At 62.6% G+C, this 12,653-nt stretch carries 18 protein-coding genes; 5 read left to right on the forward strand and 13 right to left on the reverse strand.

The features are described 5' to 3' along the window. From JWP26_RS07515 to JWP26_RS07530, 4 genes are all read right to left on the reverse strand, one after another. Nucleotides 1–261, reverse strand: a 261-nt coding sequence (locus JWP26_RS07515; protein ID WP_367184089.1) for an N-acetyltransferase family protein, incomplete at its 3' end; no start/stop codon positions are given. Continuing rightward, nucleotides 239–1,594 (reverse strand): TCR/Tet family MFS transporter, encoded by a 1,356-nt coding sequence (locus JWP26_RS07520; RefSeq protein WP_299725284.1) that lies wholly within the window; start codon nucleotides 1,592–1,594, stop codon nucleotides 239–241. The genes JWP26_RS07520 and JWP26_RS07515, both read right to left, overlap by 23 nt. A gap of 156 nt (nucleotides 1,595–1,750) precedes the next feature. Next, the gene (locus JWP26_RS07525) at nucleotides 1,751–2,965 is read right to left on the reverse strand and encodes an FAD-dependent monooxygenase (RefSeq protein ID WP_299725286.1); all 1,215 of its coding nucleotides are present in this window, start codon (nucleotides 2,963–2,965) and stop codon (nucleotides 1,751–1,753) included. 3 nt (nucleotides 2,966–2,968) lie between these two features. After that, the gene (locus JWP26_RS07530; protein ID WP_299725288.1) at nucleotides 2,969–3,214 is read right to left on the reverse strand and encodes a zinc-finger domain-containing protein; all 246 of its coding nucleotides are present in this window, start codon (nucleotides 3,212–3,214) and stop codon (nucleotides 2,969–2,971) included. Nucleotides 3,215–3,487: 273 nt separating this feature from the next. Between JWP26_RS07530 and JWP26_RS07535 the strand changes: the two genes are divergently transcribed. The 3 genes from JWP26_RS07535 to JWP26_RS07545 all read left to right on the forward strand — a co-directional run bounded on the left by JWP26_RS07535 (nucleotide 3,488) and on the right by JWP26_RS07545 (nucleotide 5,475). Continuing rightward, entirely contained in the window at nucleotides 3,488–4,252 is a 765-nt protein-coding gene (locus tag JWP26_RS07535; RefSeq protein WP_299725290.1) for an alpha/beta hydrolase, read from the forward strand. Between the two features lie 85 nt (nucleotides 4,253–4,337). Then, on the forward strand, nucleotides 4,338–5,213 hold the full coding sequence (gene cysE, locus JWP26_RS07540) for a serine O-acetyltransferase (RefSeq protein WP_299725292.1): 876 nt from the start codon (nucleotides 4,338–4,340) through the stop codon (nucleotides 5,211–5,213). Between the two features lie 43 nt (nucleotides 5,214–5,256). Then, the gene (locus JWP26_RS07545; RefSeq protein ID WP_299725294.1) at nucleotides 5,257–5,475 is read left to right on the forward strand and encodes a DUF3126 family protein; all 219 of its coding nucleotides are present in this window, start codon (nucleotides 5,257–5,259) and stop codon (nucleotides 5,473–5,475) included. A 63-nt stretch (nucleotides 5,476–5,538) separates the two neighbouring features. Here JWP26_RS07545 and JWP26_RS07550 read toward each other — a convergent pair whose 3' ends face one another. Then, nucleotides 5,539–6,192 carry a hypothetical protein gene (locus JWP26_RS07550; protein ID WP_299725296.1) on the reverse strand — a complete coding sequence of 218 codons (654 nt, stop codon included), beginning with the start codon at nucleotides 6,190–6,192 and terminating at the stop codon, nucleotides 5,539–5,541. Between the two features lie 114 nt (nucleotides 6,193–6,306). On the opposite strand from JWP26_RS07550, the gene JWP26_RS07555 reads away from it, so the two are divergent. Further along, nucleotides 6,307–6,627: a hypothetical protein gene (locus JWP26_RS07555; protein ID WP_299725298.1), complete on the forward strand. Its 321-nt coding sequence runs from the start codon at nucleotides 6,307–6,309 to the stop codon at nucleotides 6,625–6,627. A 155-nt stretch (nucleotides 6,628–6,782) separates the two neighbouring features. Here the strand turns inward: JWP26_RS07555 and JWP26_RS07560 are convergent, their stop codons facing one another. The 6 genes from JWP26_RS07560 to JWP26_RS07585 form a co-directional block, all read right to left on the reverse strand. After that, nucleotides 6,783–7,199, reverse strand: coding sequence for a GFA family protein (locus JWP26_RS07560; RefSeq protein WP_299725300.1), 417 nt, complete (start codon nucleotides 7,197–7,199; stop codon nucleotides 6,783–6,785). A 10-nt stretch (nucleotides 7,200–7,209) separates the two neighbouring features. Then, on the reverse strand, nucleotides 7,210–7,674 hold the full coding sequence (locus JWP26_RS07565) for an SRPBCC domain-containing protein (protein ID WP_299725302.1): 465 nt from the start codon (nucleotides 7,672–7,674) through the stop codon (nucleotides 7,210–7,212). Next, nucleotides 7,671–8,000 (reverse strand): helix-turn-helix transcriptional regulator, encoded by a 330-nt coding sequence (locus tag JWP26_RS07570; protein WP_299725304.1) that lies wholly within the window; start codon nucleotides 7,998–8,000, stop codon nucleotides 7,671–7,673. Before JWP26_RS07570 ends, JWP26_RS07565 begins: the two co-directional genes overlap by 4 nt. Nucleotides 8,001–8,137: 137 nt before the next feature. Beyond that, complete coding sequence (locus tag JWP26_RS07575) at nucleotides 8,138–8,764, reverse strand: transglutaminase-like cysteine peptidase (RefSeq protein WP_299725306.1); 627 nt, start codon at nucleotides 8,762–8,764, stop codon at nucleotides 8,138–8,140. Between the two features lie 172 nt (nucleotides 8,765–8,936). Further along, on the reverse strand, nucleotides 8,937–9,569 hold the full coding sequence (locus JWP26_RS07580) for a PilZ domain-containing protein (RefSeq protein ID WP_299725307.1): 633 nt from the start codon (nucleotides 9,567–9,569) through the stop codon (nucleotides 8,937–8,939). A gap of 130 nt (nucleotides 9,570–9,699) precedes the next feature. Beyond that, nucleotides 9,700–10,344, reverse strand: coding sequence for a PAS domain-containing protein (locus JWP26_RS07585; protein WP_299725308.1), 645 nt, complete (start codon nucleotides 10,342–10,344; stop codon nucleotides 9,700–9,702). Between the two features lie 178 nt (nucleotides 10,345–10,522). Here JWP26_RS07585 and JWP26_RS07590 point away from each other — a divergent pair, with 178 nt between their 5' ends. Next, entirely contained in the window at nucleotides 10,523–11,266 is a 744-nt protein-coding gene (locus JWP26_RS07590) for a rhomboid family intramembrane serine protease (RefSeq protein ID WP_299725310.1), read from the forward strand. Here the strand turns inward: JWP26_RS07590 and hisI are convergent. After that, entirely contained in the window at nucleotides 11,260–11,706 is a 447-nt protein-coding gene (gene hisI, locus JWP26_RS07595; protein WP_299725419.1) for a phosphoribosyl-AMP cyclohydrolase, read from the reverse strand. The genes JWP26_RS07590 and hisI overlap by 7 nt on opposite strands. A gap of 38 nt (nucleotides 11,707–11,744) precedes the next feature. Further along, nucleotides 11,745–12,578 (reverse strand): AraC family transcriptional regulator, encoded by an 834-nt coding sequence (locus JWP26_RS07600; protein ID WP_299725312.1) that lies wholly within the window; start codon nucleotides 12,576–12,578, stop codon nucleotides 11,745–11,747. Nucleotides 12,579–12,653 lie beyond the last annotated feature (75 nt).

A 12,653-nucleotide genomic window follows, 5' to 3' on the forward strand; every position in this document is an offset into this window, starting at 1 on the left:
GGCTGCCGGGGCGGTCATGTAGCCGCAGTTGGCGACGTGGGCACCGCCGCCGGAGCGATTGGCCATCAGATAATAGGTGCCCAGGATGACGCCCTCGTCTTCGGCGACGAAGACTTCGTGGGCGGGGTCAAACCAATAGGCGAGCGTTTCCTCGTCCGTCAGATCAAGGTCGACCGCATAGGTTTCGCCCGCGCGGAGGACCGGCGCAACGATAGCGAGGATGGCGGCACGGTCGGCCTCAGCGGCGGGGCGAATTTGCATTGGGGTCATCCGGGATGCCATCGCCGTCCTCGTCGGGGAAAGGGATATCGATCTGACCAGGCGGGCTCATATCCGGGCGCATGGGTTTGTTGGCAATGCTGGGGCGATGCGCCAGATCGAACTTGAAGGCCGCGACAACGAAAATCACCAAAGCCAGGACCACCGAGGCGGCGGCGGCAACGAAGGGTGCGCCGGGGAAGTAGCCAGGCGAATCTTCCGCATAGGTGAAATAGGAGAAAATCTGGGTCGCGGCGAGTGGGCCGATAATGGTGGCCAGCGAATTGGCGGCGTTGACGGCGCCCTGTAGCTCGCCCTGGGTATTGTCGGGCACTTGGCGCGACAGCACCCCATTGATTGCGGGGGCGGCAAGGCCGCTGACGGCGCCGATCATAATGAAGAGATAGAGGTAATAGACTTCGCTGGTGAAGGCGACGCCGGCAAAGGCGGCGATGGCGGCCAGCAGGCCGAGGATGACGACCGGGGTTTCCCCGAGGCGCTTGACGAAGGGGCCGACGAGGAAAGCCTGGCAGATGGCGAAGCCGACGCCGAACGCACCGAGCGAGCGGCCGATATTGGAGGAGGTGAAATGGAACACCTCGACGGTGAAATAGCTGAACACCGAGGGCAGGGCCTGAGCGGCCAGTGAGAAGGCGAACAGCACCCCGAGCAACCAAAGCACAATGGGATATTTCCGCAGCGCGATCACGGCGCCGAAGGGATTGGCGCGGCGGATATCGAACTTGCGGCGATTGGCCTTGGGCAGGCTTTCGGGCAGCACGAAGAGCCCGAACAACAGGTTGGCGAAGGCAAGGCCGGCGGCGGCAAAGAAGGGCGCGCGGGGCCCGAGCTCGCCCAATTCGCCGCCGATGACCGGGCCGATGATGAAGCCGAGCCCGAAGGCGGCGCCGATCAGGCCGAAGCGGTGCGTGCGCTTATGGGGCGGGGTGATATCGGCCATGTAGGCGGTGGCAGTGGCGACGGCGGCGCCCGCAATGCCGGCGATGATGCGGCTGACGAACAGATACCAGACGACGGGCGCGATGCTCATCATCAGGTAATCAAAGGTCAGGCCGGCCAGCGAACAGAGCAGCACTGGGCGGCGGCCATAGCGGTCGGACAGGTTTCCGAGGACCGGCGAGAATACGAACTGCATGAAGGCATAGGCGAACACCAGATAGCCACCAATGACCGCAGCCTGAGCCACGCCGCCACCGGTCAACTCTTCCAGCAATTCGGGCAGGACGGGCACGATGATGCCGACGCCGACCATATCGAGCAGAATGGTGATCAGGATACAGGCGAGGGTCAGTCGTGAGCGTGTGGCGGCTTGCATAGAGTGGTCGCTACCCTTTCAATCTGTCGCGCAGTTGACACAGCCGGACCTGCCAAAGCAAGGCCGCAGGGTGGTTTGTGTGCTGCACGACTTGCTTTTGAAGGGCGGATTTCGGCTGACAATCAAGGGCTTGAGGTGCGGAGGCGAGAGATTGATTCAGCTCGAAGTGGGGAATTTGTCGCGCATTGCGGTGGCGGCGTCATAGCCGTAGAGCCAGTCGAGCCGCTTGAGGTGAGCACGTCCGCCCTGGGCCGCGATGACCAGATTGCGCGCGGTGCTGAGCGGCCATTTCATGTGGAAAATGGCGCCATTGGTGTGTGAGAGATTGGCGACGCGCTCGACGCGGGGGCGGCGCAGGGCCGCAAATTTGGCGAAGGCGGCCTCGGCATTGGGGTTGGCGATGAGCAGTGGGGCCAGGATCGCCGCGTCCTCGATGCCCATGGCGGCGCCCTGTGCCTGGAAGGGCTCCATGGCATGGGCCGCGTCGCCGATGAGGCCGATGTTACCGCGATGCCAGTGCGCGGTTTGCACGGTGTAAAGTGGCCAAGGCGTCCAGGACGTGCCGGCTGCGGCCAGAATCACGTCGAGGCGCGGGCTGCGGCGGAGAGACTTGGGCAGCGCCAGCTTTGCGTGGTCGGAGCGAGACGTCGGGCCCTTGGCGAAGAGCGCGATATTGACCTGCCGGCGATGGGGCAGCGGGTAGCAGACCATGTGGTAGGCGGGCGCAAAGAATACCGAAACCCGGTCGAGTGTCACCTGTCCGGCCATGGCATCGAAGGGGAGCAGGGTGCGCCAGGCGGCGCGGCCGCGATAATCGGCGGCCGGGCCATCGAGCAGGCTGGTGCGGGTGGTGGAATGAACGCCATCGGCGCCGATCAGCGCATCGGCCCGGCCGGTACGGGACTGGCCGCTGGCGTCCTCAATTGTGACGGACACGCCGCGGTCGTTGGGGACCGCAGTCCAGGCGCGGACGCCGAACAGCATGTCGATATTGGCGAAGCGGCGGCAGGCCTTGTAGAGCGCGTCGGCGAGATCGGCGCGGTGCATGACAGCATAGGGCGCGCCGAATTTTTCGCGAATGGCGGCGCCGAGCTCGAGAGTGACGAGGGGAACGGGGCGGCGATAGGGGTAGATATCGATGCCGGAGGGCTCGAGACTATGGGCGGCCAGTGCCGCGTCGAGGCCGAGGTCGTTCAGCACATGGCGGGCATTGGGGCTGATCTGCAGGCCGGCGCCGAACTCGGACAGGACCGGGCTGCGTTCGAGCACCACGACATGGGCGCCGAATTTGGCGAGCGCCAAAGCGAGGGTGAGGCCGGAAATCCCGGCCCCGACTATGTAATAGATGCGGCCGGAGCCGGGCATATTCATTAGCTAGGCGGCGTCGGCCTGGAAGACGGCGGACAGCGGGTTGGCGGTACCAGCGGCGAGGCGGGAATTGAACACGAAATGGGTCGAGCAATAGGGGCAGACCGCTTCGTTGTCCTTGCCCATGTCAATGTAGATATGGGGGTGGTCGAACGGGGGCAGGGCGCCGACGCACTGGAATTCCTTGGAGCCCACCTCGATCTGGCGAAGGCCCTCGGTATTGTGGAAATGGGGCGTTGTGCCGTGAGCCATGGTGCAGACCTGCGCAGATGGAATGATTTGCGCCGGACCATAGCTAAGTGGGGGAAGATTTGGAAGGGTGGCGATGCCTGATGCATTACTACTCCTTTCTGTCCTTCCCGCGGACTTGATCCGCCGGGCGCTCTCGACGGACGCGTAGCTTGGGGGCGTGGTGGGGGCCCGCGGGTCAGGCCCGCGGGAAGGATGGTGGGTGGGCGAGAGTGGGGTTCCGCAGCGGCGTCTGACGTTCTAAAAGCCGATGCATCACTTCATGAGGTTCTTGCCTTGCCAACATTCCAGTCCGATGGCCTGACCCTGGCTTATGAAGTCTTCGGCGAAGGCCTGCCCATCCTCTGCATTCATGGCTTTGCGTCGAGCGGCAAAGTGAACTGGATCGACACAGGGTGGGTGGAGACGCTGACGGGGGCTGGCTACCAGGCGATCCTGATCGATAATCGCGGACATGGGACTTCGGACAAGCCCTATGATCCGGAGCGCTATTATCCGCAGGATATGGCGCGGGATGCGGTGCGGTTGCTGGACCATCTGGAAATCGCGCGGGCGGCGCTGCTGGGCTATTCCATGGGAGCGCGGATTGCGGCGTTTGCAGCGTTTCAGGATGAAGAACGGGTCGCCTGCGCCGTGTTCGGCGGCATGGGGATCAACCTCATCAACGGGCTGAGCGATGGCAATGACATCATTGCCGGGCTGCGGGCGCCGACGCTGGCGGAGTTGAGCCATCCGACGGCGCGGCAGTTCCGGATTTTTGCCGATCATACCAAGGCTGATCGGGAGGCGCTGGCCGCCTGCATGGAAACGTCGCGCGAGCCGATGGCGCGCTCTGATGTGCGGCGAATCGCGGTTCCGGTGCTGGTGGCGGTCGGCGAGGCCGATACGATGGCCGGGCCGCCCGAGGCGCTGGCGGAGCTTTTGCCCAAGGGCGAAGCCTTCGTCATTCCCAAGCGCGATCACATGCGCGGCACCGGCGATCCCAAGTTCAAGGCGGCGGCGCTGGAATTCTTGAGCAGGAATTTCGTCAGCGTCAGCTGAACGTGAACCAAACGGGTCGTTGGGGCTTTGTTTTGGGGCATGGTATAGCTTATATCGACGGTCTTGAATGTGGGAGTGACGTGCCATGAGCGCGAGCGCCAAAAAATCCGCCAGCGTCCAGTCCATGGATCCCGTATGGGATGCCGTGCGGGCCGGAGCGCGACAGATCATCGCCACAGAGCCCTCGCTGGCCAATCTGGTGATTACGGCCGTCCTCAACCACGAAACCTTCGAGCAGGCGCTGGCGCATCGCATCGCGGCGCGGCTGGACCACGAAGACGTGTCGGCCGATATCATCAGGCAGACTTTTGCCGAAATTATCGCCGATACGCCCAAGATCGGGACCGATGCCCGGGTCGATCTGGCGGCGACGCTGGAGCGCGATCCGGCCTGCCACCGCGCGGTCGAGCCGCTGCTGTATTTCAAGGGCTATCAGGCGATCCAGACGCATCGGTTCGCCCATGCGATGTTCCTGGCCGGTCGGCGCGATTTTGCGCTCTATCTGCAGAGCCGGGCGAGCCAAGTGTTCCAGGTGGATATTAATCCGGCAGTGCGGATCGGCAAGGGCATCATGCTCGATCACGGCACGGGGTTGGTGATCGGCGAGACGGCGGTGGTCGGCGATAATGTCTCGATGTTGCAGGGCATTACCCTGGGCGGCACCGGCAAGGCCGATCAGGATCGTCACCCCAAGATCGGCAATGGCGTGCTGATCGGAGCGGGCGCCAAGGTGCTGGGCAATATCAAAGTGGGCGATTGCTCGCGCATCGGCGCGGGCTCCGTGGTGCTCAAGGAAGTGCCGCCGCGCACCACTGTCGCCGGGGTTCCGGCCAAGGTGATCGGCGAAGCAGGCTGCGCGCAACCGGCACTCGTCATGGACCAGATGATCCTGGTGCACGACCTCGAAACTGCGCCTTCCACCGCTAATTCGGACAGCCCGGGGGTTGCCCCAAGCGCTTGAGGCCCTACATTGCGGCCTTAGCCAACAAACAGGACGCGTGACAGTGAATCAGCCCGAGATCCTCAAGCTGCAGAAATTTCTGCAGGTGAAGTTCAACAACAAGAACATCGACGTGCGGCCCCGCCACAAGCTCAACGATTCGGTGGAAGTGTTCATCGGCGATGAATCGGTCGGTCTCATCCACCTCGACGACGAGGACGGCGACAAGTCGTATATCTTCAACATGTCGATCCTGGACATCGATCTGGAAGACATCGCCTAAGGCACAGGCCTTTGCACTATCTGCCCTCGCGTCAAGCGCGAGGGTGACGACTCAAGGGCTTGATCACCAAGCCCCGATCTGACCCAGCCATTTTTGCATTTCGGAATCGAACTGGCGCCAGGATTGCAAGGTGCTGGCGTCGAAGGCGTAGACCGCGGCAATGCCACTGGGCAGGAAGACGGTCCGCAGGCATTGCACGGGCTCGTCTTTGCGGACAGGTGCTAGGCATTTGGCGACGAATGGATTGGCGGCTAGCGCATCGTACCAGACGCTTTCGCCGGTGAAGCCATCGCCATCGTGCAGCGGCTTGCCGACCAGGCCCGCGACGCCGCTCAGCGTGGCATCATCAAATTGGTGCAGGTAGACGCCATCGAGCAGGATGGCACTCGGGCGGACGCGGCTGCGCGGCAGTAGCGTGACATCGACCGGGATAGCGCTTTCGCCCAGCAGCACGTGCAGGTCGATCTGGTTGACGAAGCCGCCGCGCAATTGCTCGCCGTATCGGAACCAGGACGAGGGGATGGTCAGCTCCTTGCCGGCGACGGCGATGGCGACGGTGGATTTGTCCGCAAGGTTCGGCGGCGCGGTGCGGCTGTTCTTGCCCAGGATATCGACCACATAGGCGGCGCCGACAGCCAACAACAGCACCAAAACGGCAATGCCGGCAAGGTTGAAGCCGAGCGAGCTGGACTGCGGTGCGGCCGCATGAGTGCGCATGACCAGAATTAACCAGTTCAGCCGAGGAGAGGTGACAGGGCATAGAGCCCGCAATATGATTAATGAAGGGTTAACAGCGGCCGATCTCGGCGATCGGGCGGCGGGGAATAGAGCATGACCAAGGAATTGCTGCTGGCAGCTTTCATCATCTCCGTGGGATTGTGCGTGGCGGGGGCCGGGACGCATTTCTATCAGTGGCGGCTACGCCAGCAGGCCATGCTGCGCTATGACGGGGCGACGGTGTTCGCCTCGATGGGAAACCTGGTGATGAGCTTTTTCTGCGGGCCCTACATCATGTTGCAAATGGGCTGGAGCCAGGAGGGCGGGGCATCGGTCAATATGGGTTCGGCGCTGCTGTCGGCGTTGGTCGCCTTTGGCTGGGCTTTTTTGACCGGCCTGCTGATCGTGGGCCTCTACGTGGCCGTTCGCAGCTAGGACTAATCGGTATTCAGCTGATGCTGGCCTGCAAATGCCGGTTTTCTGCGCTTCCGGTCCTCACGTACCAACGTACGCTCCGGTTCTCGAAAACCACCATTTTCGGCTCAGCCTGAGCTGAATCTCGATCGCTCCTCGGTGGTGGTGGCTTAGAGTCACATCGGCGGCATTTTTTCGAATTTCGCTACGGTCGGATCCAGTTGGTCCCAGACATGGCCACGCACGGTGTAGGTCACCATTTGCGGCCGGTATCGGGTTGGATCGTCGAGGCTTGCGGCGTGGATGGTGAAAAGGTCCGGCATAGCCGAGAAGGTCAGGTAGACTGGCGAGCCGCAGGCGGGGCAGAAGCTGCGCGTCTTGGTGTTGCCGCTGTCGCCGATCATGTCCCAATGGGTGGCTTTGCCAGTGAGGGTCACCGCCTGGCGGCTCGGGAAGGTCAGGTAGGATCCGTGGCCGGTGCCGCTCGTGCTCTGGCAGTCGCGGCACTGGCAGTCGTTCATGACAATTGGCTCGGCAGAAATTTCGTAGCGGATCGCGCCGCAGGCGCATCCGCCGGTATAGGGCTGGCTCATGTGCTCGTCCTCAGGCCTGCTCGTCGATGATGGCGGTGAGGCGGGGGACGATCTTTCTCCAGCCTTCGCTCATATTGTTGAAGGCGGTATCGTTCAGCGGCATCACGAAGCCGGAATGGACGAGGCGAACGCGGGTGCCGCGCTCGACCTTCGAGAGAACCCAGGTCACCACCGTATCGAGCCGCGAACCGTAGCCCTGATTGCTTTCGTGACCGCCCTTCCAGGCGTAGACGAAGCGCTCGTTGGGGATCACTTCCAGCACCTGGCATTGAATGACGCCGTCCCAAAGGCCGGCTGGCGTGGTCTGGTAGGTGAAATGCGTACCGGCGACCGGCGCAAAGCCTTTCGGCGCCATCAGCCAGCGCGCTATCAACGCGCCACTGGTCAGCGCATTCCATATGGTCTCGGGCGTATGGGGGAAGATTTCATCGACAACGATGTCCTGCGTGACGGGCTTTAATGCTGCGTCGGTCATGGATCGATTTCCTTGAGAAGAGTGCGGAGATTGGCGAAGCGCTCGCGCCAGAACACGCCGTAATGACTCATCCAATCGACCAGGGGTGCGAGGCCCTCGGGCTCGGCGCGGTAATAGACGTTGCGGCCCTCGGGGCGTTCGGCGACCAGACCGGCCTGTTTGAGGGCCTTGAGGTGTTGGGAAACGGCGCCCTGCGTTACGCCACTGCCGCGCGTCAGTTCGACGACGGTGATTTCGTTGGCGCTAACGATCTGCTCGAACACAGCTCGACGCGTAGGATCGGCAAGGGCGCGCATGACGGCGTTGATGGGGGCGGCTTGGGTCATGACAAACCAATAGCGAACGCTAATTGATGAGTCAATGCTAATTGGTTGGCTAAAACAATGAGGCCAGTTTCGCTTGCGCGGAACTGGCCTCATTCATCAGACCCCTATCAGGGATAGGCTTTTGGCGGGGTCCGGAATTAGTTGGCGGCGGCCACGATGACCGGGCGGTCGTCGATCATGTCGACCCATTTTCCGGCGTCGGCCTGGGACTGGCGCTTGATGTAATGGTAGGGGGTCTCGTTCCAGACGCGCACTTGGCCTTCCTGGTTGTCGAGCACGAGATCGCCGCGGTCGGTGCGCACCATCAGCACGGCATGGCCGTCACCATTGCGCTCGCGCACCACGGCCATCAGCAGGGTGCTGGCGGGCCAGCCGGCGTTGATCAGGTCGCGGCGCTTTTCCAGCGCGATGTCTTCGCAATCGCCGTAGCCGTTGGGATAGGTCCAGAATTCGGAGACGTTGTAGAGTTCCTGGTCGGTGACCGGCACCACGGTCTGATTGACGGTGGCGTTGACGGTGAGCAACTGGCTCCAGCTGGCTTCGTCCAGGTTGACGGCCGGCACGACCACGGCATTGGGGCGGCACTCGTCGCGGTGGCTCTTGCAGAACTCGGCGGCGCCGACAGGAATGGAGGTTGTGACGTCGAGCGTCTGGATAAAAGCGACGTTGGTGGTGTCGAAAGCGTGGGCCGGCGCGATGACCGCTGCCAGAGCCAGAACTGCGCCAATCAGCGCCGCCGGCAGTCCCTTTTGAGTGAATGACATTGTTGATCTCCCTGATGGAGACCAACCTATGGGGGCCGGATTTCGCCGGTCCGAAAACTGCAATGCAGTTTTGATTCAAGTCTTATCGACCGGATTCAGTCGCGATTAACTATGCAGATCAGATGCTTGGGTTGAGAAGCGCAGTTTTGGATTCCGGCTGAGGGCCGGTTCCTTAGTTCATCCGCAGGTTCTGTTGCACCACGGTCAGCATTTCCTGGGCGGAGGCAAATTCGACGGCGACGCCGTTCTGGAAATGGCGGACCACGCGGGCGCGCATGCGGCCCAGGGTGACGGGCGTGCCCATGGCGGGACGGACATCGAGTTCGATGGCGGCGCCGGAGAGCGAGATGTCGATGATTTTGCAATTGTAGCGGCGTCCATCATCGAGCACGACGGTGGAGTGGCGATTGTCGGGCACGACGCGTTCGTGGCGGCGATCCTCGGGCAGGTTGAGGACGTCCTTGTTGGCCAGCCAGGTGAGCTGGGCGGCCATCTTGTCGCGCTTGCGCGGGGAGGCGGCCACTTCCATGAGGAAGCCGCCCTCGACCTGCTCGATGATGGTGCCTTCGATGCGGCCGATATGATCGATATAGGCGATGACGCGTTCGCCGACCACGCCGGAGACCGGCGCGATGACCATGGCTTCGCCGGGCGACATTTCCAGCACCTGGCAGGGAAACTCACGGCGATCGGCCAGCATGTAGCGGCCGAGCACGGAAACCTTTACGCGCTGGAAGCGCACCTTTTCGGCACGCGTCCGCAGGGGGGCGATGAACTGCGGAGATGGAATATCGTCGCTGAGCATGCGCATGACCGATAAAAAGCTGTGACTCTATGATCACGCTATCGGGTTTTGGTTAACGCATGGTTGTGTCTGCCGGCGAGGAAGCGCCGCAAATGCGCTTCAAATTGGCGGCGGCAGGGCAGCAATTTGCTTACTGACGGCCACCATCGATGACCGCGAGGTGGGCATAGCGGCGGGCGGTGCGGCCGAATACCACGGCGGGCATGGCGACAGGGGACGTGTAGCCGATATCGCTGTTGACCGTGGTGGCCACGTCGCTGGCAACATCCTGCATCGCCACGTCGTCTGGCCAGATCAGTCGCAGGCCGGTAATGCGCTGTTCCATGATCGGCTGCACGCCGAGCCAATAGGGCTCGTCCACCGCCGTCATGGCGCCGAGCATGCGGGTATGGGTGGAGCCATTGTGCCGCAGCGGCATCAGGATGGTCTCGAAGCTGGCCTTGGTATTGATGGCCGTGGTGCCCTGGAAGGTCACGAGGGCGACGGCATGATCCTCGGTGACGGCGCGCATCAGGGTATCGAGCGCATCCTTGTCGCGTTCATGCCAAAGGCCGGAGAAGGAGCGGCCCTTGAGTTCGCGCGAATAGGCGGTGCAAAGGTGGGAGCCGGCGAGGCGGAACGAGAATTTTTCGTCTTCATCCAGCTCCAGGATGAAGGTATTGGCCAGGGCTTCGCGAATGCGGGTCGGATCGATATCCTTGCGGTCGGGCGCGCTACGGGCGCCACGGATGCCGTTCCAATATTCGTAGAGCGTCTTGGTGCTCGTCTTTTGCATTCGTCATGACCCAAATGGACTCGCGCTCGACCCCAAAGGGAGCGCTTCCGCCATGGGATGACATTGGCAAAAGGGCGGGGCAAAAGCGCCATTAAAGAATACTTAAGGTTAACGCGGGTGTCCCAATGTGGAAAAGAAGAGGCAGAGCGGCGTGGCGCCTGCGAGTCGGAGCAAAGTGATGAGTGAACAGGGACCACACGCGCCGGGCACGGAAAATGCCAGGGCGGGCGGGCGCGAGCCGGTTTTCCTGCTGCCGGGCGTGATCACCGCGATGATCGGCGTCATGGTCGCGATTCAGGCGGCGTCAACCTTTGTTCTTAACCAGGATGGGTATGGGCAACTGATTTTCTGGTTCGCATTTCTACCCCTGCGAATCCTGGCGGCGCAGGAGAATCTGGCGCTGGCGCTGCCGCTGCTCTGGACGCCATTTACCCATGCGCTGCTGCATGGCGGGTGGGACCATCTGCTGATCAATATGGCTTGGCTGGCGATCTTTGGGACACCGATTGCGCGGCGCTATGGGACGGTGGCGACGCTGGTTCTGTTCTTCGTGGCCTCGGCGGCGGGCGCGGCACTGTTCGCGGCGACAACGCTGTGGAGCGGGGCTTATCTCGTGGGCGCTTCAGGCGGGATCGCTGGGCTGACCGGAGCGGCAGTGCGGTTCATTTTCCAGCCGGTGCTGGTGATGCAAAATCCTGAGACCGGCGAGCGCGTGCCGGTGGGGCGGCGGCTAGCGAGTTTCGCCGACCTGGCCAAGGACACGCGGGCGCGCATGTTCATCCTGATCTGGGTGGTGCTAAACGCCGCGGTGCCGCTGCTGCCGATTTTCACCGGTGCCAATGTGCAGGTGGCGTGGCAGGCGCATCTGGGCGGGTTTTTTGCGGGTATCCTTCTCGTGGGGTTGTTCGAAAGACGTCAGTAAACGTCCTTGGGGTCGAACAGCTTGGGCAGTCCGGTGTCTTCCAGCGTCGCGGTGCCGTCCTTGGTGACGATGCGGCGGTAGAAGCAGGATTTGCGGCCGGTGTGGCAGGCGGCGCCGAGGCCGGTTTGTTCGACCAGCAGGACGACGGCATCCTGGTCGCAATCGACGCGAACTTCGATCACGCGCTGCAACTCGCCGGAGCTTTCGCCCTTTTTCCAGATTTTGCCGCGCGAGCGGGACCAGTAATGCGCGAAGCCGGTTTCCAGCGTCAGCGCCAAGGCCTCGGCATTCATGTGGGCGAGCATCAGCAACTCGTTGCTGCCGGCCTCCATGGTGACGGCGGTGACGAGGCCGTTTGCATCGAAGGCGGGCGCGAGGGCGGCGCCTTCTTCGAGTTCGGCGTGGCTGAGGGTTTTGGCGTCGGCAAAGGTGAGGGTCATGGCGCGGTTTTTATACCGCGCCATGACATTGCGCCAGATCAGGCCTTGAGGCCGAACCAGATTTCGATATCGCCACTGCCTGTGGCCATATCGAAGGCGGGGCCGTAATATTCGAGGAAGGCGACGGGGGCGTCGCTCAGCTCCCGGCCGGCATTGGCGAGCCATTCGGAGGCCGCGCCAATGGTCGAGCGGATGGTTGTGACGTCGCCCCGATGCACGAAACGCGCCCAGTTCAATGCGGGAGTGGTGATGCGCTTGAGCTCGGGCTGAACATCGACGCCTTCGCGTACCTCGACGGCGACGATATAGTCGAAATTGCCGCCTTCTATACCGCAGACTATGCCATAGGCGGCGTCTGAGACGGCCCCCTCGATGTTGCCGATATAGGCCTGAAACTGTTGCCATTGGGCCGGAATACCGGCGGGATTGTTCATCGGATGGCGCTGGGCAAGGCCGGCGAAGTGCATGCGCGAGCGGGTTTCGAAACGGGGCGGCGCGATATCGATCGTTGTGGTGGTATCCATGCGCTGAGGCTCCACGAGTTGGATGGTGTCCAGATTGCGCCGGCGGCGAAGCTCGTCCGGCGTGATGCCGAACTGATCGCCGAAGGCGCGGGTGAATGCCTCGTGCGAGCCGTAGCCGGCATCGAGCGCTACCGACAGGATATCGGGGGCGCCATCCGCCAGTTTCCGTGCTGCTTCGGTGAGCCGCCTGGCCCGCATATACCCTGAGATCGAATAGCCGGTGGCCAGCGGAAAGGCGCGCGACAGGTAGGATTTCGACCGGCCGGTGACTTCCACCAGATCATCCAGCGATACCGGCTCGGTGAGCCGGCTTTCGAGGACCCAGAGCATTTTGGCGACGTCGGACATGGGCAGAACTCGCTTGAGACGCCGATTCTATGCCACGGCGTGAGCCGGTGCATTTGATCGCGCATGCACGGCGAG

This window comes from Devosia sp. (assembly GCF_028290435.1).
Lineage (GTDB): Bacteria > Pseudomonadota > Alphaproteobacteria > Rhizobiales > Devosiaceae > Devosia.

Coding starts and splice junctions, on each gene's coding strand:
- JWP26_RS07570 (WP_299725304.1), bottom strand. CDS start 8,000: ATGACCCAAGCCGCCCCCATCAACGCCGTCATGCGCGCCCTTGCCGAT.
- JWP26_RS07590 (WP_299725310.1), top strand. CDS start 10,523: ATGAGTGAACAGGGACCACACGCGCCGGGCACGGAAAATGCCAGGGCG.
- JWP26_RS07575 (WP_299725306.1), bottom strand. CDS start 8,764: ATGTCATTCACTCAAAAGGGACTGCCGGCGGCGCTGATTGGCGCAGTT.
- JWP26_RS07520 (WP_299725284.1), bottom strand. CDS start 1,594: ATGCAAGCCGCCACACGCTCACGACTGACCCTCGCCTGTATCCTGATC.
- JWP26_RS07525 (WP_299725286.1), bottom strand. CDS start 2,965: ATGAATATGCCCGGCTCCGGCCGCATCTATTACATAGTCGGGGCCGGG.
- JWP26_RS07600 (WP_299725312.1), bottom strand. CDS start 12,578: ATGTCCGACGTCGCCAAAATGCTCTGGGTCCTCGAAAGCCGGCTCACC.
- cysE (WP_299725292.1), top strand. CDS start 4,338: ATGAGCGCGAGCGCCAAAAAATCCGCCAGCGTCCAGTCCATGGATCCC.
- JWP26_RS07550 (WP_299725296.1), bottom strand. CDS start 6,192: ATGCGCACTCATGCGGCCGCACCGCAGTCCAGCTCGCTCGGCTTCAAC.
- JWP26_RS07530 (WP_299725288.1), bottom strand. CDS start 3,214: ATGGCTCACGGCACAACGCCCCATTTCCACAATACCGAGGGCCTTCGC.
- JWP26_RS07565 (WP_299725302.1), bottom strand. CDS start 7,674: ATGACCGACGCAGCATTAAAGCCCGTCACGCAGGACATCGTTGTCGAT.
- JWP26_RS07585 (WP_299725308.1), bottom strand. CDS start 10,344: ATGCAAAAGACGAGCACCAAGACGCTCTACGAATATTGGAACGGCATC.
- JWP26_RS07580 (WP_299725307.1), bottom strand. CDS start 9,569: ATGCTCAGCGACGATATTCCATCTCCGCAGTTCATCGCCCCCCTGCGG.
- hisI (WP_299725419.1), bottom strand. CDS start 11,706: ATGACCCTCACCTTTGCCGACGCCAAAACCCTCAGCCACGCCGAACTC.
- JWP26_RS07555 (WP_299725298.1), top strand. CDS start 6,307: ATGACCAAGGAATTGCTGCTGGCAGCTTTCATCATCTCCGTGGGATTG.
- JWP26_RS07560 (WP_299725300.1), bottom strand. CDS start 7,199: ATGAGCCAGCCCTATACCGGCGGATGCGCCTGCGGCGCGATCCGCTAC.